The organism is Legionella pelazae (genome assembly GCF_052527395.1).
This window is the reverse complement of record NZ_JBNVZS010000005.1, coordinates 99,638-120,595: the sequence shown is the minus strand read 5'-3', so window position 1 is coordinate 120,595 and position 20,958 is coordinate 99,638. Positions and strand designations below refer to the sequence as shown.

Here is a 20,958-nt window from a genome sequence, read left to right as displayed (position 1 = left end):
TAATCCCACTACTGCGGAACTTCAGTCTCCGTAGTTGTACCTGGTTGAATAACTGTCGTTTCAGGCGGTAGTGCCTCTTGCGGTGGCATTTGTTCAGGCTCTACAGGAACGTCGGCGGGAGCAGGAGCTACTTCCTCAAGACTAGGTTGGATTATAACCTCTTGAGGCTCTACTACAGTGGCCGGTTGAGTTTCATCTGGGACAACAGTTTCAGCAGGAACAGTTGTCGTTGTCTCATCGACTGGTGGCTGGGTCACTTCTTGTTCTGGCTGAACAGTAGGTTCCTCAGAAGTTGTTGGATTAGCCTGGCTAGTATCAGGCTCAGTGCCCTCCGGTTGCTGAATTACTTCAGGTTGTGTTGTCTGCTCCTCAGGGCTTGTTACAGGCTCTTGTATTATTTCTTGAGGTTCTGAATTATTTGGCTGCTGTACATCAGCTGGCGCTACTTCAGGTTGTGTAACTTCAGGCTGTGGAGGAGTTGATTCATTACTACCTGGAGCCGTGATTGTTTCAGGTTGTGGCGCAGTAGGTTGATTAGTTACATCGGCCGGAGGGATTGTTGTTGGCTGTAGCGCGTCAGGTTGGTTAACATCCTGACCGCTTTCCTCTGGCTGTTTAGCAGGCTCTGTAACTTCAGGCTGAGCATTTATTGGTTTTGGTTCTTCCTCAGGACTAATAACCTTAACTTCATTATTATCCGACTGCTGCGTTGCCTCTTTGGCCGGTTGTAACTGTTGCGCTTCTTCAACAGTTAGAGGTTTACCTGGATCTTTATTTAATAGTTTTTGCTCCTCGGCAAATGGTGCTGGCGGTGCTGGTGGTGGCGTTAGAGCAACAGCAGGTTGGTTTTCAATAGCAGCTGCCGGTTGTGCCGTCTTCTCATCAGCACCACCACCCAATAAACTTATAGGCTTAGGAGCAACTGCTGCAATGGGTGTTTTTGGTGCGTCAATAACGGTTTTAGTAGGGATATTAACCAAAGATTGACTAACAGGTTGAGAAGAAACAAAAGTTTGAACTGGTACTGCCGTGACAGCATTATTAATATTAATATTTTGATAATTAATGACTGTAGTAGGATTGTTATAAATATTTGTTAAGTAATTCTGATTTATATAAGTATTACCTAGATTAAGCTGTGTAAAATAGTTTCGACTAACAGGATAAGGTGGAATATAGACCTCACCAGGCGCTAGTGGAAACCAGGCAATACCACGTCTACCTGCAGGCAAACTAAGATAATTTCTACCGCCTACAAAAGCAACAAGAGCAGGCGCATAAATAGGTTCAATATTGGCAGGGCCTGGAACCCAAACCCATCTTCTTTCTACGAAAGCCCAGCGACCGTAATGAAAGGGCGCAAATCCCCAAGGCTGGTCATCGACCCAAGTCCAGCCCCAATAGCGAACCCAAGTCCACTGGCCTACTCGATAAGGTGCCCAATTAGAACTTACCTCATTAGGAACCCAAGCTCGACCATATTTTTTAGTAACAATCCATTTGCCATGATAGTTAAGATCTTCATAGCCAATCATAGATTGAGAGACATAAGTAGTAGTTATCTTTATTAGGCGCTCATCACGTGCTAAGCTCCACCGATCAAAGCTATCAGTTGGGCCAATCGTCACACATTGGAAACGCTGTAAATTGACACCCCAGAATTTACAACTACGACCTAAATTTAACTTATAAGCCCTTTTTTGCCCATAAACAATAGCACCTCCTTTACGTACAGTAACGGTAGTTAGCTGTTTATTTACATCAATACGATAATAGCCAGGTTGTCGAATCACCAGCGCTAAGTTTGGTGTGTCAATTTCATAAAATTGTTGGGGCCTAACCTGGCGTATGCTTAAAACTAAAGTACCTTGAGTAAGCTTAAATTGGGCAACTTTATTATTAAGATTTAATATCTTCATATAAGTCTTTGGGCCCTGTCTAAGCACGCTTAAACCAAGTTGGAGCTCAGCTTTAGAATCTAAATCTGTCCATAGACTATCACCTAGAATAAGAGGCCTATTTAATCTAGCTTTTACCCACTGATTTGCACCAGCAGGAAGAAAACTCACTACATTATCAACAAAGCTAATACGAGCAACACGATTAGGTGGATCAGCGAAAGCGATATTAGTCACAGACAGGGCAATTAAAATAAAAAAGGAATATAAAAATGGCCATCTTTGTATATTTACTTTCATAAGCTAGATCCTTATATGAAATAACTTAAACTTACTTTTTAATGTCCTTAAGTTATTTTTATAGTTTGGGACTAGTCAAATGAATTAATTTATAATCCTAAGTTATTGTTTTATTTTAAATAATAATTCTATACTGATAGGGTAATTTAGATTAATCATTTAAATTAATATTTTCCTTAAAAAGGTATTTTTTGATTAAATTTTATACTTAATATTAGTAAGTATGGCCTCAATTTTACTTTTTTTCACTAGGTTGTAGTGAGATATTTAAAAACTCGACATTTAATTAAAAATATCAAAATGATTAAATTTCCAATTTAAGCGGCTGAAAATTGCTTGATGAATTCACGCTCTTATGATGTACTTACTAGCCAGACAATTTCCATTGTCATTTATCAGCCTGCTTTGTTTCAGGGCCATACCCAAGATGGATACTCGCCTACGCGAGTAGGCATTGTTGCGTGGATAATGAATGTCTTTCCCGCGCAGGCGTGAATCCATCTAAAAATTAACCTTAGTGCTAATTGATGAATAGATCCCCGCCTGCGCGGGGATGACATAGGATTTGCGGGGATGACATAGAATTTGCGGGAATGACATAGAATTCTTGGGATGATATAGGATCATCTTGGTTATTATTAACTCTCAAACTTATTTATGCAACAATGCCACGCGGGTACGATAAAGAATAAAAAGTAGCTATGACAATTTTTTATATTTAAGAGAAAAATAATTTAGCAAAATAGACATCTTTAAGCTAAAAAAGATATAATTATTCACTTTTTTTACAAGAAGCCCTTTTAGTATAGGCATTTATAGAGCTATTGAGTTAGATGAATCATAAAGTAGGTTTTGTTAGTCTTGGTTGTCCTAAAGCATTAGTCGACTCTGAAAGAATTATTACGCAACTGCGAGCACAAGGCTATGAATTAGTCTCTACTTATCAGGATGCTGGTGTCGTTGTTATTAACACTTGCGGATTTATTGATGCCGCAGTTACTGAATCACTTGAGACCATTAAAGAAGCGATGGCTGAAAATGGCCGTGTTATTGTCACAGGTTGCTTAGGTGCTAAAGCTGAGATAATCCGACAAGCTTGTCCAGATGTACTTCATATTAGTGGTGCCCATGCTTATGAAGAAGTGGTCAGTGCTGTACATCAGCATTTACCGCCACCTAAAAATCCTTTTACCCAGCTTATACCGCCGCAAGGTATTAAGCTTACACCCAGACATTATGCTTACTTAAAAATTTCCGAAGGCTGTAATCAAAAATGTACTTTTTGTATTATTCCTACAATGCGCGGTAAACTGCAAAGTTATTCTTTAACGCAGATACTTACTGAAGCTAAACGACTTAAAGAAGCAGGTGTAAAAGAAATCTTAGTCATTTCGCAAGACACGAGTGCTTATGGGGTAGATACTCGCTATCAACCTATAGAATGGCAAGGTAAGCAATTAAATACTCGCTTTTATGATTTGTGCCAACAACTTGGCGAGCTTGGTATTTGGATTCGCCTACATTATGTTTATCCCTATCCACATGTGGATGAGATTATTCCACTGATGCGTGATGGCTTTATTTTACCTTATCTAGATATTCCCCTTCAGCATGCTAATGCACGTATATTAAAAGCAATGAAACGTCCTGCTAATCGAGAAAATACGCTATCACGTATTAATAATTGGCGTGCAATCTGTCCTGAAATTACTTTACGCTCTACATTTATCGTTGGTTTTCCAGGTGAAACAGAAGAAGAATTTGAGGAATTATTAGATTTTCTTAAATTGGCCAAACTTGATCGGGTTGGTTGTTTTAAATATTCACCCGTTGAAGGTGCAAAAGCAAATGAATTAGCCTCGCCTATTCCAGAGGAGATAAAGGAAGAACGTTATCATCGTTTTATGCAAGTTCAAGCTGAAATCAGTTATCAAAAATTAAGAGAAAAAATTGGCTCGCGTCAAACAGTTCTGATTGATGAAATTACACCCGAACATATCATTGCCAGAAGTAAAAGTGATGCACCTGAAATAGATGGCTTGGTATATTTACCTCCTAATGAAAAATTAACTATTGGTAGTTTTGTGAATGCTAACATTGTCGATAGCGATGATTATGATTTGTATGGGGAGGTTGTGTAATCCTGTATGAGATAACTACATGTAGCAAACGTAGTTTCACTTCACCTAGGCTACTTTATAGTAATTTAGTTTTTTTAAATGAATGGCTCTAATGAAAGTTAATAATAGATAAAACTTCCTTACATTTATCTTGGTAATTTATAACTTTAGAAGAAGCTAGAATATTTTGATGTAATACTTTGTGGTAGAGCTTGTAAGCACTAGTAAGTATTTTAAATGCGTCAGCTTCAATCACTTTATATTCAGCTAATTTTTTAATTAGGCTTAAGGTATGAGTATAACGACTTAATTCTTGAATTGGATTTGCAAGAACTAAAAATTGGACAAAAAACTCCAGATCAATTAAGCCACCTGGCGTATATTTAATCTCATCCTCTCCTTTAAAGTAACGATTTATCTTTTGGCGCATAGCTTTTATCTCATTAAAGACCCATTCCCTTGGTCGTTCGATCGATAATGTACTCTGCTTTAGCTTCTTAAATAGAGAGTGGATATTAGTATTACCAACAATAACGCGCGCACGAATTAATGCTTGGTGTTCCCAAAGCCAAGCTTGGTTTTGTTGATAGTCAATAAATGATTTTATGGCGCTCACTAAAAGTCCTGCTTCACCTGAGGGCCTTAAGCGAGTATCTACTTTATAGAGAAGACCTGATTGTGAACGTGTTGTTAACATATGCAAAATCTTCTGAGTAAGCCGCGTGACTAAACTTTCTTCTTGCGATTGATTATCATAAATAAAGACTAAATCTAGGTCAGAATTATAATTCATCTCCTGACTTCCTAATTTACCATAGGCAATAATAGCAAAATGCGATTTAATATCACGAATTTGTGGATAACGTTTAGCTAAATCTATAAAAGCTAATTTAACAACTTGTTCAACAATGACCTCAGCTACTATTGATAAGAAACGCGCACTTTGCAAGGCGCTAACTTCGCCCTGCTGCTCAGCTCGCGCAATCAACAACCAATTAGTCAGCTTAAATTGCCTTAATATTTCTTCTTGCAACTCAAGATCATTACTTTCTAACAGTTGTTTTTGCAATTGCTCTTGTAATTGTTTAAGTGAGGATGGCTGCCACTTTTGTGCTTGGTCTAATAAAATTTCTAACAAAAATGGATGATTTACCAGTAAGGATGTAATAAAAGCACTATTATTAAACCAGATAAATAACTCTCTTAAAGCTTGTGGATTTTCAGTAAATAAAGTTATATAAGCACTGCGAGTTACTATATTTTCTAGTAAATGAATCACGTTAAGCAATACTTCTTCAGTATTTGCTACATTAGCAAGCTCCCTTAAAAGTAGGGTCATAAAACGGTCAAGCCTTAACCGGGCTGCTTGATTAAGTCGGCGACAACGAGGACTGTGCCTAAAATTAGATAATAATTGATAACAACGCTCTGCATCTTGGTAGCCTAAACTAGCTAGAAGATTAATAGCCATTGTACTTTCAGCATGACCTTGCCAAACATTGTTTAACTGAGAATCCAATAGCTTGTTACTGTCATCGTAATCAATTGCTTGCCTTAACATAGAAAGAAATAGATGACGAATAATCTTTCTAAAGCGCTGCACTACTTTTAATAAAGAATCCCAGCTTACAAAACCCATAGCTAACGCTATTTTCGCTTGCTTAATAGGCTCTGTAGGTAGTACATGTATTTGCTGATCATTTTCACTTTGCAAGCAATTTTCTAACTTTCTTAAAAAAAGATAAGCTTGCTTTAAAACATCTGCTCTCGAGAAAAGTCTCTCTTCTTTTAATACCAAAAGTGCTTTTACAAGGTTAGTTCGTTGTAATCTGGGTAAACGCCCGCCCCGAATCAATTGAATACTCTGGACAATAAATTCAACTTCTCGAATGCCACCAAAACCCCTTTTTATATCATCTAAATTGGGATTTAACTGCACTTCACGTTCGATCATGGCTTTCATACTTCGTAGTGATTCTATAATACTAAAATCGATATAACGCCTGTAGACGAAAGGGATAATTAATCTTTGAAACCATTGGGCGCGTAAAGCTGGGGAGCCACTTATTAAGCGTGCTTTTACCATAGCATAACGCTCCCAGTCCCGGCCCTGCTCTTGATAATAAGTCTCCATAGCGGCTAAAGAGGAGACTAACGCACCGCTCTCACCATTAGGTCTTAGCCTTAAATCCACCCGAAAAACAAAGCCATCTTCAGTTACATTCTGCATTAATTGGATAAATAACTGGACTACTTTAGTAAAAAAATACTGATTATCAACTTGATACTCTCCCATGGTATAACCAGATGCGGAAAAGGCTATGATGAGATCTATATCAGATGAATAATTTAATTCCTGACCACCTAGTTTACCCATTGCTAAAACATAAAGTTCAACTGGGTTTCCTACCTCGTCTTCTGGATAACCATAACGAAGAATCATTTCTTGCTTACAATAATTTAAGGTAAAAATGATTAAAGCATCAGCACAGTCTGACCAAGATGCCATTGTTTCTTCAGTACTTGCTAAACCACCTAGCTCGCGTAATAGATGTCTTAGAAAATGATAATGTCTAAAATTACGAATAAATTTACTAATTTGCTGGCTTGTTTTAGTATGTATTTGCTGCAAAGAATTTGTATAATCATAGAAATTAAGCTGTTTTTGCCAATCGTCTTCTGTAAGTAAATGCTGTAAAGTTTCAATTTGCTTACAGGCATAGTTACTCACTGATAACAGGATTTTTACAGTTTCACGCAACGGATGTTCTAAATTAGAAAAATATTTATCAAATAATACGTGATTAGATTGTAAAATTTTAGGAATAGTTAACACACTTAACTCTTAAATTTTTAATAGTTAATTCTAACTAATCATAGTCAAGCTTGCAGCAGAAATTAAAGTGAATCTTGAAATTTTTGGTAAACTGTCAGTACTTACAAAAAAACCAAGGTCGAGGTAAAAAATGTTTTTAATGAGGAAGTTTAGATAACGTAGGACCGAATTAAAAACATTTTTTAACAAAGAGATTGGCTTTTTTCGTAAATACTGATCTAAATTTTTAGTGCCAATAGCTGATTAAAGCTATACTGTTAAAAATTAACAAAGGTAATTATTATGAAAAGGATTTTACTTTTTACACTACTATTATGTGTTAATTTTTTTACTTTTGCGCAAGAAACTACACCTATACGGGTAGGCGTTGATAATTTTTATCCTCCGTATGTCATGCGAGCTGGCAATAATCAAGTTTTTGGTTTTGATATATCAGTTATGGATAATGTTTGTCAGTTAATCAATAGAAAGTGCATCTATTATCCAATGCCTTTTACAAACTTATTAAGCAAAGTTGGAAATGGTGAATTAGATGCTGCAATTGGCGCGATTACGATAACGCCCGAACGAGCAGCACATGTATCTTTTTCTAAGCCTTATTTAACAAGCCAAGCTCGCTTTTTGAGCAATAAGAATATTAAGCCCGCTTCGTTTAACCTGGCTACCTTAAAAAGATACAATATTGGTGTTGTTAGAGGAACAGTATTTCCTCAATTACTCAATTCACTAGGTGTCGCCAATTCCCAAATCACCTTATATGATAGATTCGATTTTATGATTGATTCCTTAGGCGATGAGGAGATAGATATAGCTGTTATGGATAATGCGAGCGCACTCCACTGGCAACAACAGTCATCAGGAGTCTTAATAGCCCTAGGTGAGCCTTTTAAGTATGGTTATGGTATAGCAATTGCTATTAATCGCAATAAGACAGATTTACTTGGCGAAATTAATAGTGCATTAGAAAAATACTTAAAAGGATCAAATTATAAGAAAAATTATGATAAGTATTTACACCATTTTTGAAGAATTATAAATAACTTTTTAGTGCTGAAATCATAATTAACTTCCCTGTTAAGGGATTTACAGCACTAAACAGCTATTTCTCAAAACATAAAAGTAAAATGACATTAATTCATATTTTTAATGTAGAGTTTGTCCATTTACTAAACAACGAGTAATAACCTTTCTAGTTACAAAATCACCTTGTACTTCACCATACACTGTTTTAAAGTGCTCAGCTAACATAATTACCCAATTAGACAGCCTAAAATTCATTCGTTTTTCTTCAGGGTTAACAAACAGCTCAAATAAACCTAATGATTCACTATTATTTTGGCTGGCGTATTCTTCCATAATTTGCTCTGCTACATAAATGTCTTTTTCTTTGGTTGGCCAATTTTTATTCATAACCCCCCCTTCTCTCTTCTGTAGGCCATTTTATTCTAAACGTTATTTAAATTGGGGCAAATAGCTAAATTACAAGTAGGAAAGAAGCTATTGGCAAATTTTCGTTAAAAATAACGATATATTTTCTTACCTAACTCTAGCTCAACGTAAAAAGGTTTATTTCGTTATAAAAATATAAACTTTAAGTTAATTAGATATTCTGATCAAGATATCCCAATTTATGCATTATAAGCATTATACCTCTGATACAAAAACTGATTATAGAAAGCCTGCTTTCTTGATTTTAAACTGTGGCACATTATTATCTAAATAAATTTAATCAGTAGCCAGCCAAGTTCAATTGCTTATATTGAGCTGATATTATACTAACGTTCATTAAATGAACAAATTTAAACTATACTACCTTTATTAGCATTAGCATTGGTAGAGGATGGCTTTATGAAAGGCAGGAATGAGAATCAAAGTAAAAAAAATGATAGTGATGATGAAGATAAGTTTATAGAGATGAAAGAATTTTCGTCTAAACAATCTAAAAATAAGCAATTCGATGAAGATTCTGAGCAATCTGAAAGTAAGAAGACTGATGAACATCCTGACCAAGCAGGAAATTACTTTAAGCACTTACCTAATGAAGTTCTTCTCCATATTCTAAGTTTTATAAGATCAGAAAACCGTAAGGAAACTCTAAGAGATTTAAAAGCAGTCAGTGAGACAGATAAGCAGTTTCATCAAGTTAGTCAGGAACTTCTAGAAAAAGAAGCAGAAGTTTACTTACCTAATCCAGTTTATAACGAAGAAGGATTAGCTCCTAACTTCACTGATAAACAATCTTTATTAGATTCTATTGCAGCATTTAAAGTAAATGAGAACCGTTATTACGATAAAAAGTATCATTTAAAATTTTATAAAAGTCCTGAAGAAGCTAGAAACGCGCCAGATATGCATAAACGGAAAACGCCTAAAGAAATTCTTATTTTTTATAAAGGCGAACTTATTGGTTTTTTTGATTCAGAAGGCAAGAGAAAAACCTTCTTAACGCCTTTAGAAGAAGCAAAAGAGTGTTTAATTCAGATAGGAAAATTCAGTATGGATGAGTTACGAAACAATGGCTATCCTGTCCCTATTAACCCGACTAATAAGCCTGCGGAACTTGATAAATTACGAAAAGAGGCTGCGGCACAATTTGTTGAATATCGACTCTCAAAAATACTCACTTCTGTCGATCAAATTAGGCAACTTAAACAGATGCTAAGCGAAGATGCAAAAAACGAGTTTAAGTATATTAAAAAGAATACGGGTCTTTCCTTACCGTTTATTAGTGATGGATATAATGATAATAAATTCTGGAATAGGATTATGGTTAAGTTGGATGAGCTTGTTAAAAGCCTACCTGAGCAAGTAAATGATTCTGAAAAAGCAACATCGGCACCACCGCCACACTTTCCTTAACCCTTATGATACTAAGTATGAATAATGCTTATATTGAATATAAATTGTTTTAAATTAATGTAAGTTCAGCATAAAAGATTTAATAAATCTCTTATATCCAGCTCATGTTAATTTACTGCTCTAACGATCGTTTTACCCTTAATTCATATTTAGGTTTACTAAGCGTAGGCTCCTGCCAAAGTGTAACTAATAAAACCATTATAATTGGGCCTAAAAATAGGCCTAATAACCCAAGGGTCTCTACACCACCTAAAATGCCAAATAATACCGCTAAAAATGGAAGTTTAATGGCACCGCCAATTAAAACAGGCTTTATAAAATGATCTGCTACAAACATCACTATTGTACCCCAAACCACAACGACGATAGCGGCAATTAAACCACCGGAGGATAATAAAACCAACGCAACAATAATAAATACAATAGGAACTACAAAAGGTATCATGGCAGCAAAGGCGGTAATAAAGCCGATTAAAGTTGGTGCAGGTAAACCAACAAGCATATAGCAAAATCCCATTAATACACCAACACCTAAACCGACAACAACTGTACCGTTAACAACTGAGCGTAAAGCAGAAGGAAGGCGATCAGCGTAACGATACCAGCGATTACCTAGACAAAATTTTCCTACTTCATTAATTTGGGCATGTAACTTCTCACCATCTCGATAAAAGAAAAATAAGGTAAGCATGGTAAAACCAACTTGAAAACTACGGTGAGCTAAATTTATGCCAATTTGTTTTATATAATAACTAGCGGGTGTCAATGACAAATGCATATTAGATAACAGACTCCGTACGTTGCCTGGCTGGCCTACATTATTATTCCAATAATTAACTAATTCATTGCTTATAACAGGAAATTGTCTAAGAAAATTAGGGGCTTCACCGCCATCGCGATTAATAACTTGTAAATAATTAATAAAAAGCTGTAATTCCTTTACAAGCAGTCCAATTAACCAACTTAAAGGTAATAAAAATAATAAGCTTAATATTGTTGTAAATAATAAGGCAGATAAATTATCATGATTGCCGAAAAAGGTACGCCAACGTTGATATAAGGGATATGTGGCTATCACAATGATACCAGCCCAAATGATTGAAGGTATAAAACGATGAATGATAAATAGACTTAACGCAATAATACCTAAAGTTAAGCCAATATTAATAAGTTCTCTATGATTTTCGTTCATAGGCCAAAAATCCAAACTAAACTTCTTAAAGTAAGCCATGCCAGAACTGCAGCTAATATGTCATCAAGCATTACACCTAACCCACCTTGTACTTGTTTGTCAATTAATAAAATAGGAAACGGCTTCCATATATCAAATAGACGAAACAGAATAAAACCTGATAGCATCCAAAAAAAGCCTATGGGTGCACCAGCCATGGTTAAAAGATAACCTACAACTTCATCCCATACAATACCGCTATAATCGTGCACTCCTAAATCGTTAGCAACTTTACCACTGACATAAATCCCAAGAATAAAAAATAAAAATGTAATAAATAAATAAATAGGAAGCGAATAAGTATTAATTAAGAGATACACTGGTATAGCAGCAAGCGTTCCCCAAGTGCCAGGGGCAATGGGTAACAATCCACTCCCAAACCCAAAGGCAACAAAATAAACTGGATCCTGCCATACTCGTAACGAAAGCCTGTTTACGCTCATATTTTCTTCCTAAAAGTGACTATAACCGCGAGAACTTATTGTTTTTGTTTGTCCGTTATAAACGCCTCGCAGCCCTTTTTCATTTTCTATCATACCAATTTGATGACAATTTAATTTATATTTTTTTAAAGCTTGCAGAAAATCATGATGTCGAGTAGCTGGTATGGTAAAACATAATTCATAATCATCCCCACCTTGCAAGGCAATATCAATTGCTTTTTGTCCTTGATATTTCTTTACTAACGGATGAATAGGAATAGAGGGTAAATCTAAGTACGCACCGACATTACTTTCTTCACAAATATGAAAAAGATCACCACTTAAGCCATCCGAAATATCAATCGCTGATGTGGCAAAAGCTCGTAGTAAAGGAAGTAAATCCACCCTAGGAGTAGGATATTGTAATTTCTTTAATAATTGGGCGAAATCTTCAGAATCTATCTGATCAGATTGAGTTAAAAATTTAACAGCTTGCGCTGCCGCACCTAATTCACCTGATACCCAAATTTCATCACCTGGCTTTGCACCTGAACGTCTAACCGCTTTGCCAATAGGCGCTAAGCCATGTATTGTTAATGTCATGCTTAATGGGCCTCGGGTCATATCACCTCCGATTAAAGCAATATTATATCCCTTTAAAGCAGCATGTAATCCTTCAGCAAAACGTTCTATCCATTTTAAATCTAAAGTAGGTAATGTTAATGCAAGCGACATCCAACATGGCTCTGCAGCCATAGCAGCTATATCACTGATATTGACCATCACGGCTTTCCAAGCAATGGCATAAGGATCCCAGCTACTTAAAAAATGAACTTCAGCAACTAAGGTATCAGTGCTGACTAACAAGTGATGGCCTACCGGCATTTTTAAGCACGCAGCATCATCACCAATTCCAAAGACAACATCTTGGCGAGTGAATGCTGGTTTTTTAAAAAATGAATTAATTAATTCAAACTCATTCATGATTTCAAATTAATTTCAGCACTACGTACTTGCTTAGCTAATTTATTAAGCACCCCATTTACAAATCGATGGCCATCTTGAGCCCCATACTCTTTAGCTAACGAAACTGCCTCATCAAGAACAACACGATAAGGGATTTCTGGACAAAACATTAACTCATAAGCGCTTAATCGTAAAATAGTCAATTCTATGGGATTTAAATGACTAATCGGAATATCCAAGAATGGCGAAAAGCTTTCTTCAATCACTTGTAAGGATTTAGGAATACTATATAAAAGACGACAAAAATAGTCAGAATCAACTTTATCCATGTTGTTTGTAATACGAAATTGCGCTTCAATTTCTGAAAGCTCATGCCCTGACATCAACCATTGATATAAAGCTTGCAATACAAGTCTTCGTGCACGACGTTTACCACGGATAGCGTGTTTCTCCACCATTACCTCTTAATCATCTTTCATTTCATCAATTGCTTGTCTAAAGTCACTTATGTCTTTAAATCGTTTATAAACAGATGCAAAACGTACGTAAGCAACATGATCAAGATTATATAACTGTTTCATGACCAGCTCTCCGACTAAACTAGCCTCTATTTCACGTTCACCTCGACTTCGAATATCTTGCAGGATATTAGCAATAGCAGCTTCTATTGAGTCAACACTGACTGGCCTTTTCTCAAGCGCTCTTTGCATACCAGAACGCAAATTATCTATATTGAAAGGTTCTCTGCGCCCATCGCGCTTAATAATCACCGGCATAATTAACTCAACTGTCTCAAACGTTGTAAAACGTTCATGACATAACAAACATTGCCTTCGGCGCCGCACCTGCGCGCCTTCTGCAACTAAGCGAGAATCAATAACCTTAGTTTCCTGTGCATGGCAAAAGGGACAATACATAATAATCAATTAGCTGGATAAACAGGGAAGTCATGACATAATTGTAAAACTTGATGCTTAACTTGTTGAAGAACCTCTTCATTGTTAGGATCATCAAGAATATCACAAATCCAATGACTAATCATTCTTATTTCTTTTTCTTTAAAACCTCTTGTAGTTACAGCTGGCGTGCCTAAACGCAAGCCACTTGTTACAAAAGGAGAGCGTGGGTCATTAGGTACAGAATTTTTATTTACTGTAATATTTGCTTTGCTCAACGCTGCATCTGCCTCTTTACCTGTCAGATTTTTTTCAATCAAATTCACTAACAATAAATGATTTTGTGTTCCGCCAGAAACAATTGAATAGCCTCTTTTGAGTAAAACGTTTGCCATTTCTTTCGCATTAGCTAACACTTGCTGTTGATAAACTCTAAACTCAGGTTCAAGAGCCTCAGCAAAAGCAACGGCTTTAGCTGCAATAACATGCATTAATGGTCCGCCTTGCATACCTGGAAAAACGGATGAATTTAATTTTTTCTCAATTTCTTCATTAGAATGGGCTAAAATCAAACCACCGCGAGGACCACGCAATGTCTTATGTGTCGTTGTTGTAACAACATCGGCATAAGGAAGTGGCGAAGGATACAACTCTGCTGCTACTAAGCCTGCTACATGAGCTATATCTGCTAAAAGATAAGCACCAACTGAATCAGCAATAGAACGAAATCTTGCCCAGTCTAAATATTGGGAGTACGCGGAAAACCCAGCTATAATCAGCTTGGGTTTATGCGCTTTTGCTGATTGCTCTAGTGCATCATAATCAATTAAACCTGTTTTAACATCAAGACCGTACTCTATTGCTTGATAAAGCTTACCTGAGAAATTAACTTTTGAGCCATGGGTTAAGTGACCACCATGAGGCAGAGCCATTCCCATAACTAAATCACCTGGCTTTAAAAGAGCCATCATAACCGCTGCGTTTGCTTGCGAGCCTGAATGTGGCTGTACATTAGCATAATCAGCTTTAAACAATTTTTTAGCTCGCTCAATAGCTAAAGACTCAGCAATATCAACATATTCACAACCACCGTAATAGCGCTTGCTAGGATAACCTTCAGCGTATTTATTAGTTAAAACAGAACCTTGCGCTTCCATAACACGAGGACTTGCATAATTTTCTGAGGCGATAAGCTCAATATGTTCTTCTTGTCGTTTTTTTTCAGCTTGTATTGCCAGCCAAAGTTGATCATCAAAGTTGGCAATTGTGCAGTTTTTATCAAACATTCGTAGTCCTCTTTATCAGTAAGAAATGAAGTAATTATAGATTTTTTTCTAGCTCGATTGTAGACACGATAGATAAGCTTATGTACTTAACTTAAAAGCTTACTTAAATTTCTATATAAAAAGCAAACCGCACTACTCACTTAAAGGATATTTAGCCTGCTAATTCATTTTGCCTGTAAAATAAACTAATCTATTTAGTTTAGTTATTTTCCAGGCAAATTTAAAAATTTCTTATTTTACATCTGTAAGAAATACTTATCGATGTCCATGCAGGTGACCATTATAAATATAATTATCAACTCGCTCTTGATAATGGTCATGAGAGCGCCCGCGATATAAATAACGAGGATAACTACGATGTCGATGATAATAGCGATAATAAGAAGGCGCAGGCACATTATAGGTTCGATAAGGTCTTTCAATAATTACAGCGGTATCATTATGCCCATGCATATTAGCTGCATGTACAAAGTTGCGCTCCAAAGGAGCATAATAGTGTACAGTTGAACAAAATCCTAACGATGGCAACAGCAGTAAAATTAGAAAGAAACGTTTCATAATACCTCCAGGCCATTAAAAGGACACAACGTAAGTTACATTGTGTCCTTTTAATCAAGTTAATTATTTAGCCCGAACTTCAGCTTTTACTTGATTTTTAAGATAAGGAACTATTCTTACGGTTGTATCAGCACGTGTGTAGCCAGAATAGATATGGTAGCCACTAAATGTAACAATGTCTAAGTACATATCACGATGGCAATAACCATAGTAGTATAAATCAATGTAATGTGGCGCTTCAAAGCTATAAACATTAAAAGGCACTAGAGAGCTACCATCGTCGAAACGACCATACACTGTAACATTATCATAGCTGTTATTAATAATCTCAATTTCGCAAAAGCCAGGCGCCATTGCCTTTTTAGCAGCAGCTACAGCTTCTGTTTTAAGCGCTTCAGCTTTTGGATGCACATGGCGATTCTCTGCATAAGCAGTTGATAATAGACCTAAACAACAGGCAAGCAATAAAGATTTTACTTTCATAATTACCCCTTTTGTGTTAAAAACAAAGGGCATGGTAACAAAGGATACCATTTAGTCAATAGGTTTTTTTTCCAATCATCTTTAATTTCTTCCTACTTCAACTCTTAACGAATTGTGATATATTAGTGCATTCGTAGGTCTAAGTATTCAAATCAGCTTTATTTTATTCCATTAAAGTACAGTGTCACACTTTAAGTGCTAGATAGACGCAAAGGATTGAGGCAGCAGATGTATATATAGCCTCGCCCACTAAGCTTTAGACAAGGCGTAAGTGATTGAGGCGAAGGAGTGTATATAGAATACATGACTGAAGCCGAATGAACTTGCAACGCTGTATAAAGCTTAGTGGGCGAGGCTATAATAGTAATTAGCTTTAAGCGAAATTACCCTATGATGCACAGTATAAAGCTTAACAGGTAGCGCTCGAAAACTAAATTTACACCTCCTGGCTACACGCTTACAAAACTGGAAGGAATAATAATGAAAAAGCGCATGACTATTATGATAATAGCATTGCTAGTTGTTTTTAGCGGTATCATTGCATTTAATATGATTAAAGGAGTAATGATTAAGCGTTTTGTTCGCCAATTCCAAAGTGTTCCAGTTACTGTTTCCTCTGTTAAAGTCATGCAAAAAAACTGGCAACCAAGTATTTCTGCCGTAGGGAATTTTGTTGCTGTCAATGGTGTAGAAGTTAATTCAGAGGAATCAGGTCAAGTTGTTGCCATACATTTTGAGTCAGGCCAATATATTGAAAAAGGAAAGCCCTTAGTTGATTTAGATGATAGTGTTTTGCAAGCGCAATTAAAATTTGAGCGAGCTAATAGAGAATTAAGAGAGGTTAATTATAAGCGACAAGTTGCTCTATCTAGGCGCGGAGCTACACCTACTGCCAGTGTAGATGAAGCCAAAGCTAATTTAGATCAAGCACAAGCTAATGTTGAAAGAATTGAAGCTCAAATTAGAAACAAGCATATTAGCGCTCCCTTTTCGGGCAAACTCGGTATTCGCCTAATTAATTTAGGTCAATATATCACACCTGGCCAAACTTCAATTGTGGCTCTTCAATCACTTGATCCGCTTTACCTTCAATTTAATTTACCAGAACAATTTATTAGAAAGTTATATATAAAACAAAAAATCCAATTTAGCCTTGAAGAGTTCCCAAACTTACTTTTTCAAGGCGAAATTTCTGCTATTAATTCTAGGGTTGATCCCAGCACTCATAATATTTTAGTTCAAGCTACTGTTCCTAATTGTCCAACTCAAGGTTTACAAAAACTTACTCAAACAAAACTCTTGACCGTAAAAAGTGATGAAAATGGCAATAGAAAGATTGTAAAATGTAACACCGCTTTAAATACGAAGAATCGTATTAATGAGTTTGCTTTTATTCCAGGCATGTTTGCTGCAATTTCTGTTGAGCAACCTCCTATTCCTAATGTAACAGTTCTACCTTCAACAGCAATTTCCTATAGTTTGTATGGAAATTCTGTCTTTCTTATTGAAAAGACTGGCAAAAAAGATAGAACCGGAAACGATATTTTAGAAGCAAGGCGTGTCTTTGTACAAACAGGTGAACAAGAGGGTAACTATACCATAATTAAAAAGGGTCTAAAGCCAGGCCAACTGGTTGTAGGCTCAGGCGAACTTAAATTACAAAACAATGCACGAATTATAATCAATAACGATGTTAAACTAAACACCCATGTTGATCCTGATTCTTTAGGTCAGTAGAAGTTAAATCATTATGATTTCTAAAATCATCATTGATATCTTGGTATGTTAGGTATCTAGTGTAATGCAATTTAGTATGACAGCTAGTTAAGAATTTTTTAGGGAAACGGATGAATTTTACCGATATTTTTATTAAACGCCCTGTTTTAGCGACAGTGGTTAGTTTGCTCATTTTTTTATTCGGGTTAAATTCATTATTTACTATGCAAATCCGCCAGTATCCTCGTATGGATAATACTGTTATTACTGTTACCACAAGTTATCCAGGCGCTGATGCTAATCTAATTGCTGGCTTTATTACCACGCCTTTAGAGGCTGCTGTTGCAAGTGCTGAAGGGATTGATTATATGACTTCCTCCAGTGTGCAAGGCTTAAGTACCATTACCCTAACAATTAAATTAAATTTTAATCCACAAGTTGCATTTACAGATGTAATGAGTAAAGTTCAGCAGACCTTAAATCAATTACCACCTCAGGCACAGCAACCTATTATTATTAAAAGCTCTGATACTTCAACACCCTTAATGTATATTAGTTTAGATAGTAGTCAGATGACACCTCAGCAAATTACTGACTACGCTGTACGTGTAGTGCAACCACAGTTACAGACAGTTGATGGCGTTGCCCAGGCTCAGCTTCTAGGAGGAGCAACTTATTCTATGCGGATCTTTCTTGATCCAATCAAAATGGCTGCATTAAATATTACACCTGCCGATGTGACAAATGTACTTGCTCGTAATAATTTTTTAACTGCAGCAGGAAATACTAAAGGAGAATACGTTGCTATCAATATTAATGCTAAAACCGATTTAAACAATACAGAAGAATTTAGTAAATTAATTGTTAGACAGGATAAATCAGCTCTTATTCGTTTACGCGATATTGCTAAAGTAGAATTAGGATCCCAAGATTATAATACCATCGTTTCTTTTAACGGTAAGCAAGCTGTCTTTATTGCAATTACCCCTACGCCAACAGCCAATCCACTGACAGTAATAAGTCAAGTTAGAAAAAATTTCCCATCTATTACTCAAAATTTTCCTCCGTCGCTAACAGGCACTATTGTTTATGATGCTACCGATTTTATTCGAGCTTCTATTAAAGAAGTGGTCATAACCATTATAGAAGCAGCACTCATCGTTATTGTGGTTATTTTCCTTTTCTTAGGTTCAATTCGTTCAGTTATTATTCCAGTTGTAACTATTCCGTTATCGTTAATCGGGGTATGCACGCTTATGCTTTTTCTCGGCTACTCGATTAATTTACTCACCTTACTTGCCTTTGTTTTAGCCATTGGCTTAGTTGTAGATGACGCAATTGTAGTCGTTGAAAATGTTCATCGGCACTTAGAAGAAGGTAAAACACCTTTTCAGGCAGCAATAATTGGCGCACGTGAAATTGCAATACCTGTCATTGCCATGACGATTACTTTAGCTGCTGTCTATGCCCCTATTGGTTTTATGGGGGGCATAACAGGCGCGCTTTTTAAAGAATTTGCATTTACTTTAGCAAGCGCTGTCATTATTTCAGGTATTATTGCGCTTACCTTAACACCAATGATGTGCTCTAAACTATTTTCTAGCGAAGTTAATTCAGGTCGTTTTGTCCACTTCCTTGATAGAAAATTTAGTTCTGCTAAAAATTATTATCAACGAAAGTTACATAGCCTCCTAGATACCCGAGCAATTATATTAGTTCTTGCTGTGGCCATTTTATTAATGTTGCCTTATTTGTATTCTACCACGCCTAAACAGATGGCGCCTGAAGAAGATCAAGGATTCTTTTTTGTTGTCGCTACAGCACCACAGTACGCTACAGTTAACTATGTAGCTGCTTTCACTCAACTGTTTGATAAAATTTATAAGAGTTTTCCAGAAACTGCATATTATTTTAATATTAATTCAGGTAATCCTGTTTCCGGGATGGTTTTAAAACCCTGGGATCAGCGAGAACGCACTCAATTTGCTTTAAAGAAACCTCTGCAAGATAAATTAGATCAAGTCACAGGCCTAAAAGCCTTTGCCATTATTCCTCCACCTCTACCAGGCGGTGGAGGCGGAACGCCTATTCAATTCGTCATTAAAACAACTAATGATTTTCAGACGTTATTTGAAATTTCTAATCAATTAATGGCTAGAGCTCAAAAAAGTGGTTATTTTATTTTTCTTAATAATAGTCTTAAATTTAACCGACCTGAAATTGTATTACAAATTAATCGCGCAAAAGCAGCTGACTTAGGTTTAGATATGCAAGATATTGGTAGTAGCCTAATAAGTGCTTTATCTGGAAATTATGTTAATTACTTCAATTTACAAGGTAGAAGCTACCAAGTTATTCCTCAATTAGATAGACGATTTAGGCTTACACCTCAACAATTAGAAGAAATCTATGTACGCTCTAGAAATGGAACAATGGTCCCTTTATCGACTGTAGTCACACCTATAGAAAAAACGCAACCCAATGCAGTCACTCATTTTCAACAACTAAATTCAGCGACTATTCAAGGAGTCACCGTGCCGGGTATTACTTTAGGTCAGGCATTAGAATTTTTGCAAAATGAAGCGAAGACTGTTTTACCGCCAGGTTATACTTATGACTTTGGCGGCCAATCAAGACAATATATCCAAGAAGGAACAGCTTTAATTCTTGCTTTTTTCTTTTCTATTATAATTATCTTTTTAGTCTTAGCAGCGCAGTATGAAAGCTTTCGGGATCCTTTAATTATTTTAATTAGTGTACCAATGTCCATTTGTGGCGCATTAATTCCTCTTAATCTAGGCGCTGCTTCTATTAATATTTATACGCAAGTTGGTCTAATTACACTCATTGGCTTAATTAGCAAGCATGGCATTTTAATTGTCGATTTTGCCAATCAGTTGCAGCGACAAAAAAAGTTAGATAAACGCGCTGCAGTGGAAGAAGCAGCAGCTATTCGTTTGCGGCCGATTTTAATGACAACAGCAGCCATGGTTTTTGGTGTTTTTCCTTTATTAATTGCTAAGGGCGCAGGTGCTGTCAGCCGATTTGATATAGGACTTGTTATTTCTTCAGGTTTATTAATTGGAACATTGTTTACCTTATTCGTTGTGCCAACTATGTATACTTATCTTGCAGCTGACCATAGACATGAAAATGCGAAAAAAGTAAAACCCGATGAAAAGCTTGCTGATTTCTTGAATACTTAATTTAACGTAAATTTAGCGACCTAAAAGAACCTTCGTCTCTTTTATATTAAATTATCATCAATGGTAATTAATAATTCCTCCTTGTAATCAATTGAAAAGGATTAAAACTCCTGTCGTCAATAACAATCAATACGTGTTAAAATCACCTGCTTTATGTATTGTTAATGATTACAGGCTATAC

Annotated in this window: 17 protein-coding genes; 6 read left to right on the top strand and 11 right to left on the bottom strand. The window is 36.1% G+C overall.

What is annotated here, in order from left to right; genetic code table 11:
- Positions 1-8: 8 nt before the first annotated feature.
- Positions 9-2,198, bottom strand: a complete 2,190-nt coding sequence (locus ACQUW5_RS07425) for a DUF6600 domain-containing protein (RefSeq protein ID WP_444990596.1) — start codon at positions 2,196-2,198, stop codon at positions 9-11.
- A 339-nt stretch (positions 2,199-2,537) separates the two neighbouring features.
- On the opposite strand from ACQUW5_RS07425, the gene ACQUW5_RS07420 reads away from it, so the two are divergent.
- Together ACQUW5_RS07420 and rimO are read left to right on the top strand one after the other, a co-directional pair.
- Positions 2,538-2,693 (top strand): hypothetical protein, encoded by a 156-nt coding sequence (locus ACQUW5_RS07420; protein WP_444990595.1) that lies wholly within the window; start codon positions 2,538-2,540, stop codon positions 2,691-2,693.
- A gap of 338 nt (positions 2,694-3,031) precedes the next feature.
- The gene (gene rimO / locus ACQUW5_RS07415) at positions 3,032-4,339 is read left to right on the top strand and encodes a 30S ribosomal protein S12 methylthiotransferase RimO (protein WP_444990594.1); all 1,308 of its coding nucleotides are present in this window, start codon (positions 3,032-3,034) and stop codon (positions 4,337-4,339) included.
- A gap of 88 nt (positions 4,340-4,427) precedes the next feature.
- Here rimO and glnE read toward each other — a convergent pair whose 3' ends face one another.
- Positions 4,428-7,154 (bottom strand): bifunctional [glutamate--ammonia ligase]-adenylyl-L-tyrosine phosphorylase/[glutamate--ammonia-ligase] adenylyltransferase, encoded by a 2,727-nt coding sequence (glnE, locus tag ACQUW5_RS07410; RefSeq protein ID WP_444990593.1) that lies wholly within the window; start codon positions 7,152-7,154, stop codon positions 4,428-4,430.
- A 282-nt stretch (positions 7,155-7,436) separates the two neighbouring features.
- On the opposite strand from glnE, the gene ACQUW5_RS07405 reads away from it, so the two are divergent.
- Positions 7,437-8,180: a transporter substrate-binding domain-containing protein gene (locus ACQUW5_RS07405; RefSeq protein ID WP_444990592.1), complete on the top strand. Its 744-nt coding sequence runs from the start codon at positions 7,437-7,439 to the stop codon at positions 8,178-8,180.
- Positions 8,181-8,297: 117 nt separating this feature from the next.
- Here the strand turns inward: ACQUW5_RS07405 and ACQUW5_RS07400 are convergent, their stop codons facing one another.
- Positions 8,298-8,564: a hypothetical protein gene (locus tag ACQUW5_RS07400; RefSeq protein ID WP_444990591.1), complete on the bottom strand. Its 267-nt coding sequence runs from the start codon at positions 8,562-8,564 to the stop codon at positions 8,298-8,300.
- 438 nt (positions 8,565-9,002) lie between these two features.
- Between ACQUW5_RS07400 and ACQUW5_RS07395 the strand changes: the two genes are divergently transcribed.
- Positions 9,003-10,013 (top strand): F-box protein, encoded by a 1,011-nt coding sequence (locus tag ACQUW5_RS07395; protein WP_444990590.1) that lies wholly within the window; start codon positions 9,003-9,005, stop codon positions 10,011-10,013.
- A 112-nt stretch (positions 10,014-10,125) separates the two neighbouring features.
- On the opposite strand, the gene ACQUW5_RS07390 is transcribed toward ACQUW5_RS07395, so the two are convergent.
- The 8 genes from ACQUW5_RS07390 to ACQUW5_RS07355 form a co-directional block, all read right to left on the bottom strand.
- Positions 10,126-11,205, bottom strand: coding sequence for an AI-2E family transporter (locus ACQUW5_RS07390; RefSeq protein WP_444990589.1), 1,080 nt, complete (start codon positions 11,203-11,205; stop codon positions 10,126-10,128).
- Positions 11,202-11,687, bottom strand: coding sequence for a phosphatidylglycerophosphatase A family protein (locus tag ACQUW5_RS07385; protein WP_444990588.1), 486 nt, complete (start codon positions 11,685-11,687; stop codon positions 11,202-11,204). Before ACQUW5_RS07385 ends, ACQUW5_RS07390 begins: the two co-directional genes overlap by 4 nt.
- 9 nt (positions 11,688-11,696) lie before the next feature.
- On the bottom strand, positions 11,697-12,650 hold the full coding sequence (gene thiL / locus ACQUW5_RS07380; protein ID WP_444990587.1) for a thiamine-phosphate kinase: 954 nt from the start codon (positions 12,648-12,650) through the stop codon (positions 11,697-11,699).
- Positions 12,647-13,087, bottom strand: a complete 441-nt coding sequence (gene nusB, locus ACQUW5_RS07375) for a transcription antitermination factor NusB (protein WP_444990669.1) — start codon at positions 13,085-13,087, stop codon at positions 12,647-12,649. Before nusB ends, thiL begins: the two co-directional genes overlap by 4 nt.
- Positions 13,088-13,096: 9 nt before the next feature.
- Complete coding sequence (gene nrdR / locus ACQUW5_RS07370; RefSeq protein WP_444990586.1) at positions 13,097-13,549, bottom strand: transcriptional regulator NrdR; 453 nt, start codon at positions 13,547-13,549, stop codon at positions 13,097-13,099.
- A 5-nt stretch (positions 13,550-13,554) separates the two neighbouring features.
- Complete coding sequence (glyA, locus tag ACQUW5_RS07365) at positions 13,555-14,814, bottom strand: serine hydroxymethyltransferase (protein ID WP_444990585.1); 1,260 nt, start codon at positions 14,812-14,814, stop codon at positions 13,555-13,557.
- A gap of 255 nt (positions 14,815-15,069) precedes the next feature.
- Positions 15,070-15,372 (bottom strand): hypothetical protein, encoded by a 303-nt coding sequence (locus ACQUW5_RS07360; protein WP_444990584.1) that lies wholly within the window; start codon positions 15,370-15,372, stop codon positions 15,070-15,072.
- Positions 15,373-15,435: 63 nt separating this feature from the next.
- A complete protein-coding gene (locus ACQUW5_RS07355; RefSeq protein WP_444990583.1) occupies positions 15,436-15,855 on the bottom strand; it encodes a hypothetical protein in 420 nt (139 codons plus the stop codon).
- Between the two features lie 480 nt (positions 15,856-16,335).
- Between ACQUW5_RS07355 and ACQUW5_RS07350 the strand changes: the two genes are divergently transcribed.
- Together ACQUW5_RS07350 and ACQUW5_RS07345 are read left to right on the top strand one after the other, a co-directional pair.
- On the top strand, positions 16,336-17,592 hold the full coding sequence (locus ACQUW5_RS07350) for an efflux RND transporter periplasmic adaptor subunit (RefSeq protein WP_444990582.1): 1,257 nt from the start codon (positions 16,336-16,338) through the stop codon (positions 17,590-17,592).
- A 110-nt stretch (positions 17,593-17,702) separates the two neighbouring features.
- Positions 17,703-20,777, top strand: a complete 3,075-nt coding sequence (locus ACQUW5_RS07345) for an efflux RND transporter permease subunit (RefSeq protein ID WP_444990581.1) — start codon at positions 17,703-17,705, stop codon at positions 20,775-20,777.
- The last annotated feature ends 181 nt before the right edge of the window (positions 20,778-20,958 follow it).

Bases quoted from the DNA above. Each gene is read 5' to 3' on its own strand.
- ACQUW5_RS07395 (WP_444990590.1), top strand. From the start codon at position 9,003: ATGAAAGGCAGGAATGAGAATCAAAGTAAAAAAAATGATAGTGATGAT.
- ACQUW5_RS07350 (WP_444990582.1), top strand. From the start codon at position 16,336: ATGAAAAAGCGCATGACTATTATGATAATAGCATTGCTAGTTGTTTTT.
- ACQUW5_RS07360 (WP_444990584.1), bottom strand. From the start codon at position 15,372: ATGAAACGTTTCTTTCTAATTTTACTGCTGTTGCCATCGTTAGGATTT.
- ACQUW5_RS07405 (WP_444990592.1), top strand. From the start codon at position 7,437: ATGAAAAGGATTTTACTTTTTACACTACTATTATGTGTTAATTTTTTT.
- ACQUW5_RS07345 (WP_444990581.1), top strand. From the start codon at position 17,703: ATGAATTTTACCGATATTTTTATTAAACGCCCTGTTTTAGCGACAGTG.
- ACQUW5_RS07420 (WP_444990595.1), top strand. From the start codon at position 2,538: ATGAATTCACGCTCTTATGATGTACTTACTAGCCAGACAATTTCCATT.
- ACQUW5_RS07400 (WP_444990591.1), bottom strand. From the start codon at position 8,564: ATGAATAAAAATTGGCCAACCAAAGAAAAAGACATTTATGTAGCAGAG.
- ACQUW5_RS07355 (WP_444990583.1), bottom strand. From the start codon at position 15,855: ATGAAAGTAAAATCTTTATTGCTTGCCTGTTGTTTAGGTCTATTATCA.
- nrdR (WP_444990586.1), bottom strand. From the start codon at position 13,549: ATGTATTGTCCCTTTTGCCATGCACAGGAAACTAAGGTTATTGATTCT.
- rimO (WP_444990594.1), top strand. From the start codon at position 3,032: ATGAATCATAAAGTAGGTTTTGTTAGTCTTGGTTGTCCTAAAGCATTA.
- ACQUW5_RS07385 (WP_444990588.1), bottom strand. From the start codon at position 11,687: ATGAGCGTAAACAGGCTTTCGTTACGAGTATGGCAGGATCCAGTTTAT.
- ACQUW5_RS07390 (WP_444990589.1), bottom strand. From the start codon at position 11,205: ATGAACGAAAATCATAGAGAACTTATTAATATTGGCTTAACTTTAGGT.
- ACQUW5_RS07425 (WP_444990596.1), bottom strand. From the start codon at position 2,198: ATGAAAGTAAATATACAAAGATGGCCATTTTTATATTCCTTTTTTATT.
- glyA (WP_444990585.1), bottom strand. From the start codon at position 14,814: ATGTTTGATAAAAACTGCACAATTGCCAACTTTGATGATCAACTTTGG.
- thiL (WP_444990587.1), bottom strand. From the start codon at position 12,650: ATGAATGAGTTTGAATTAATTAATTCATTTTTTAAAAAACCAGCATTC.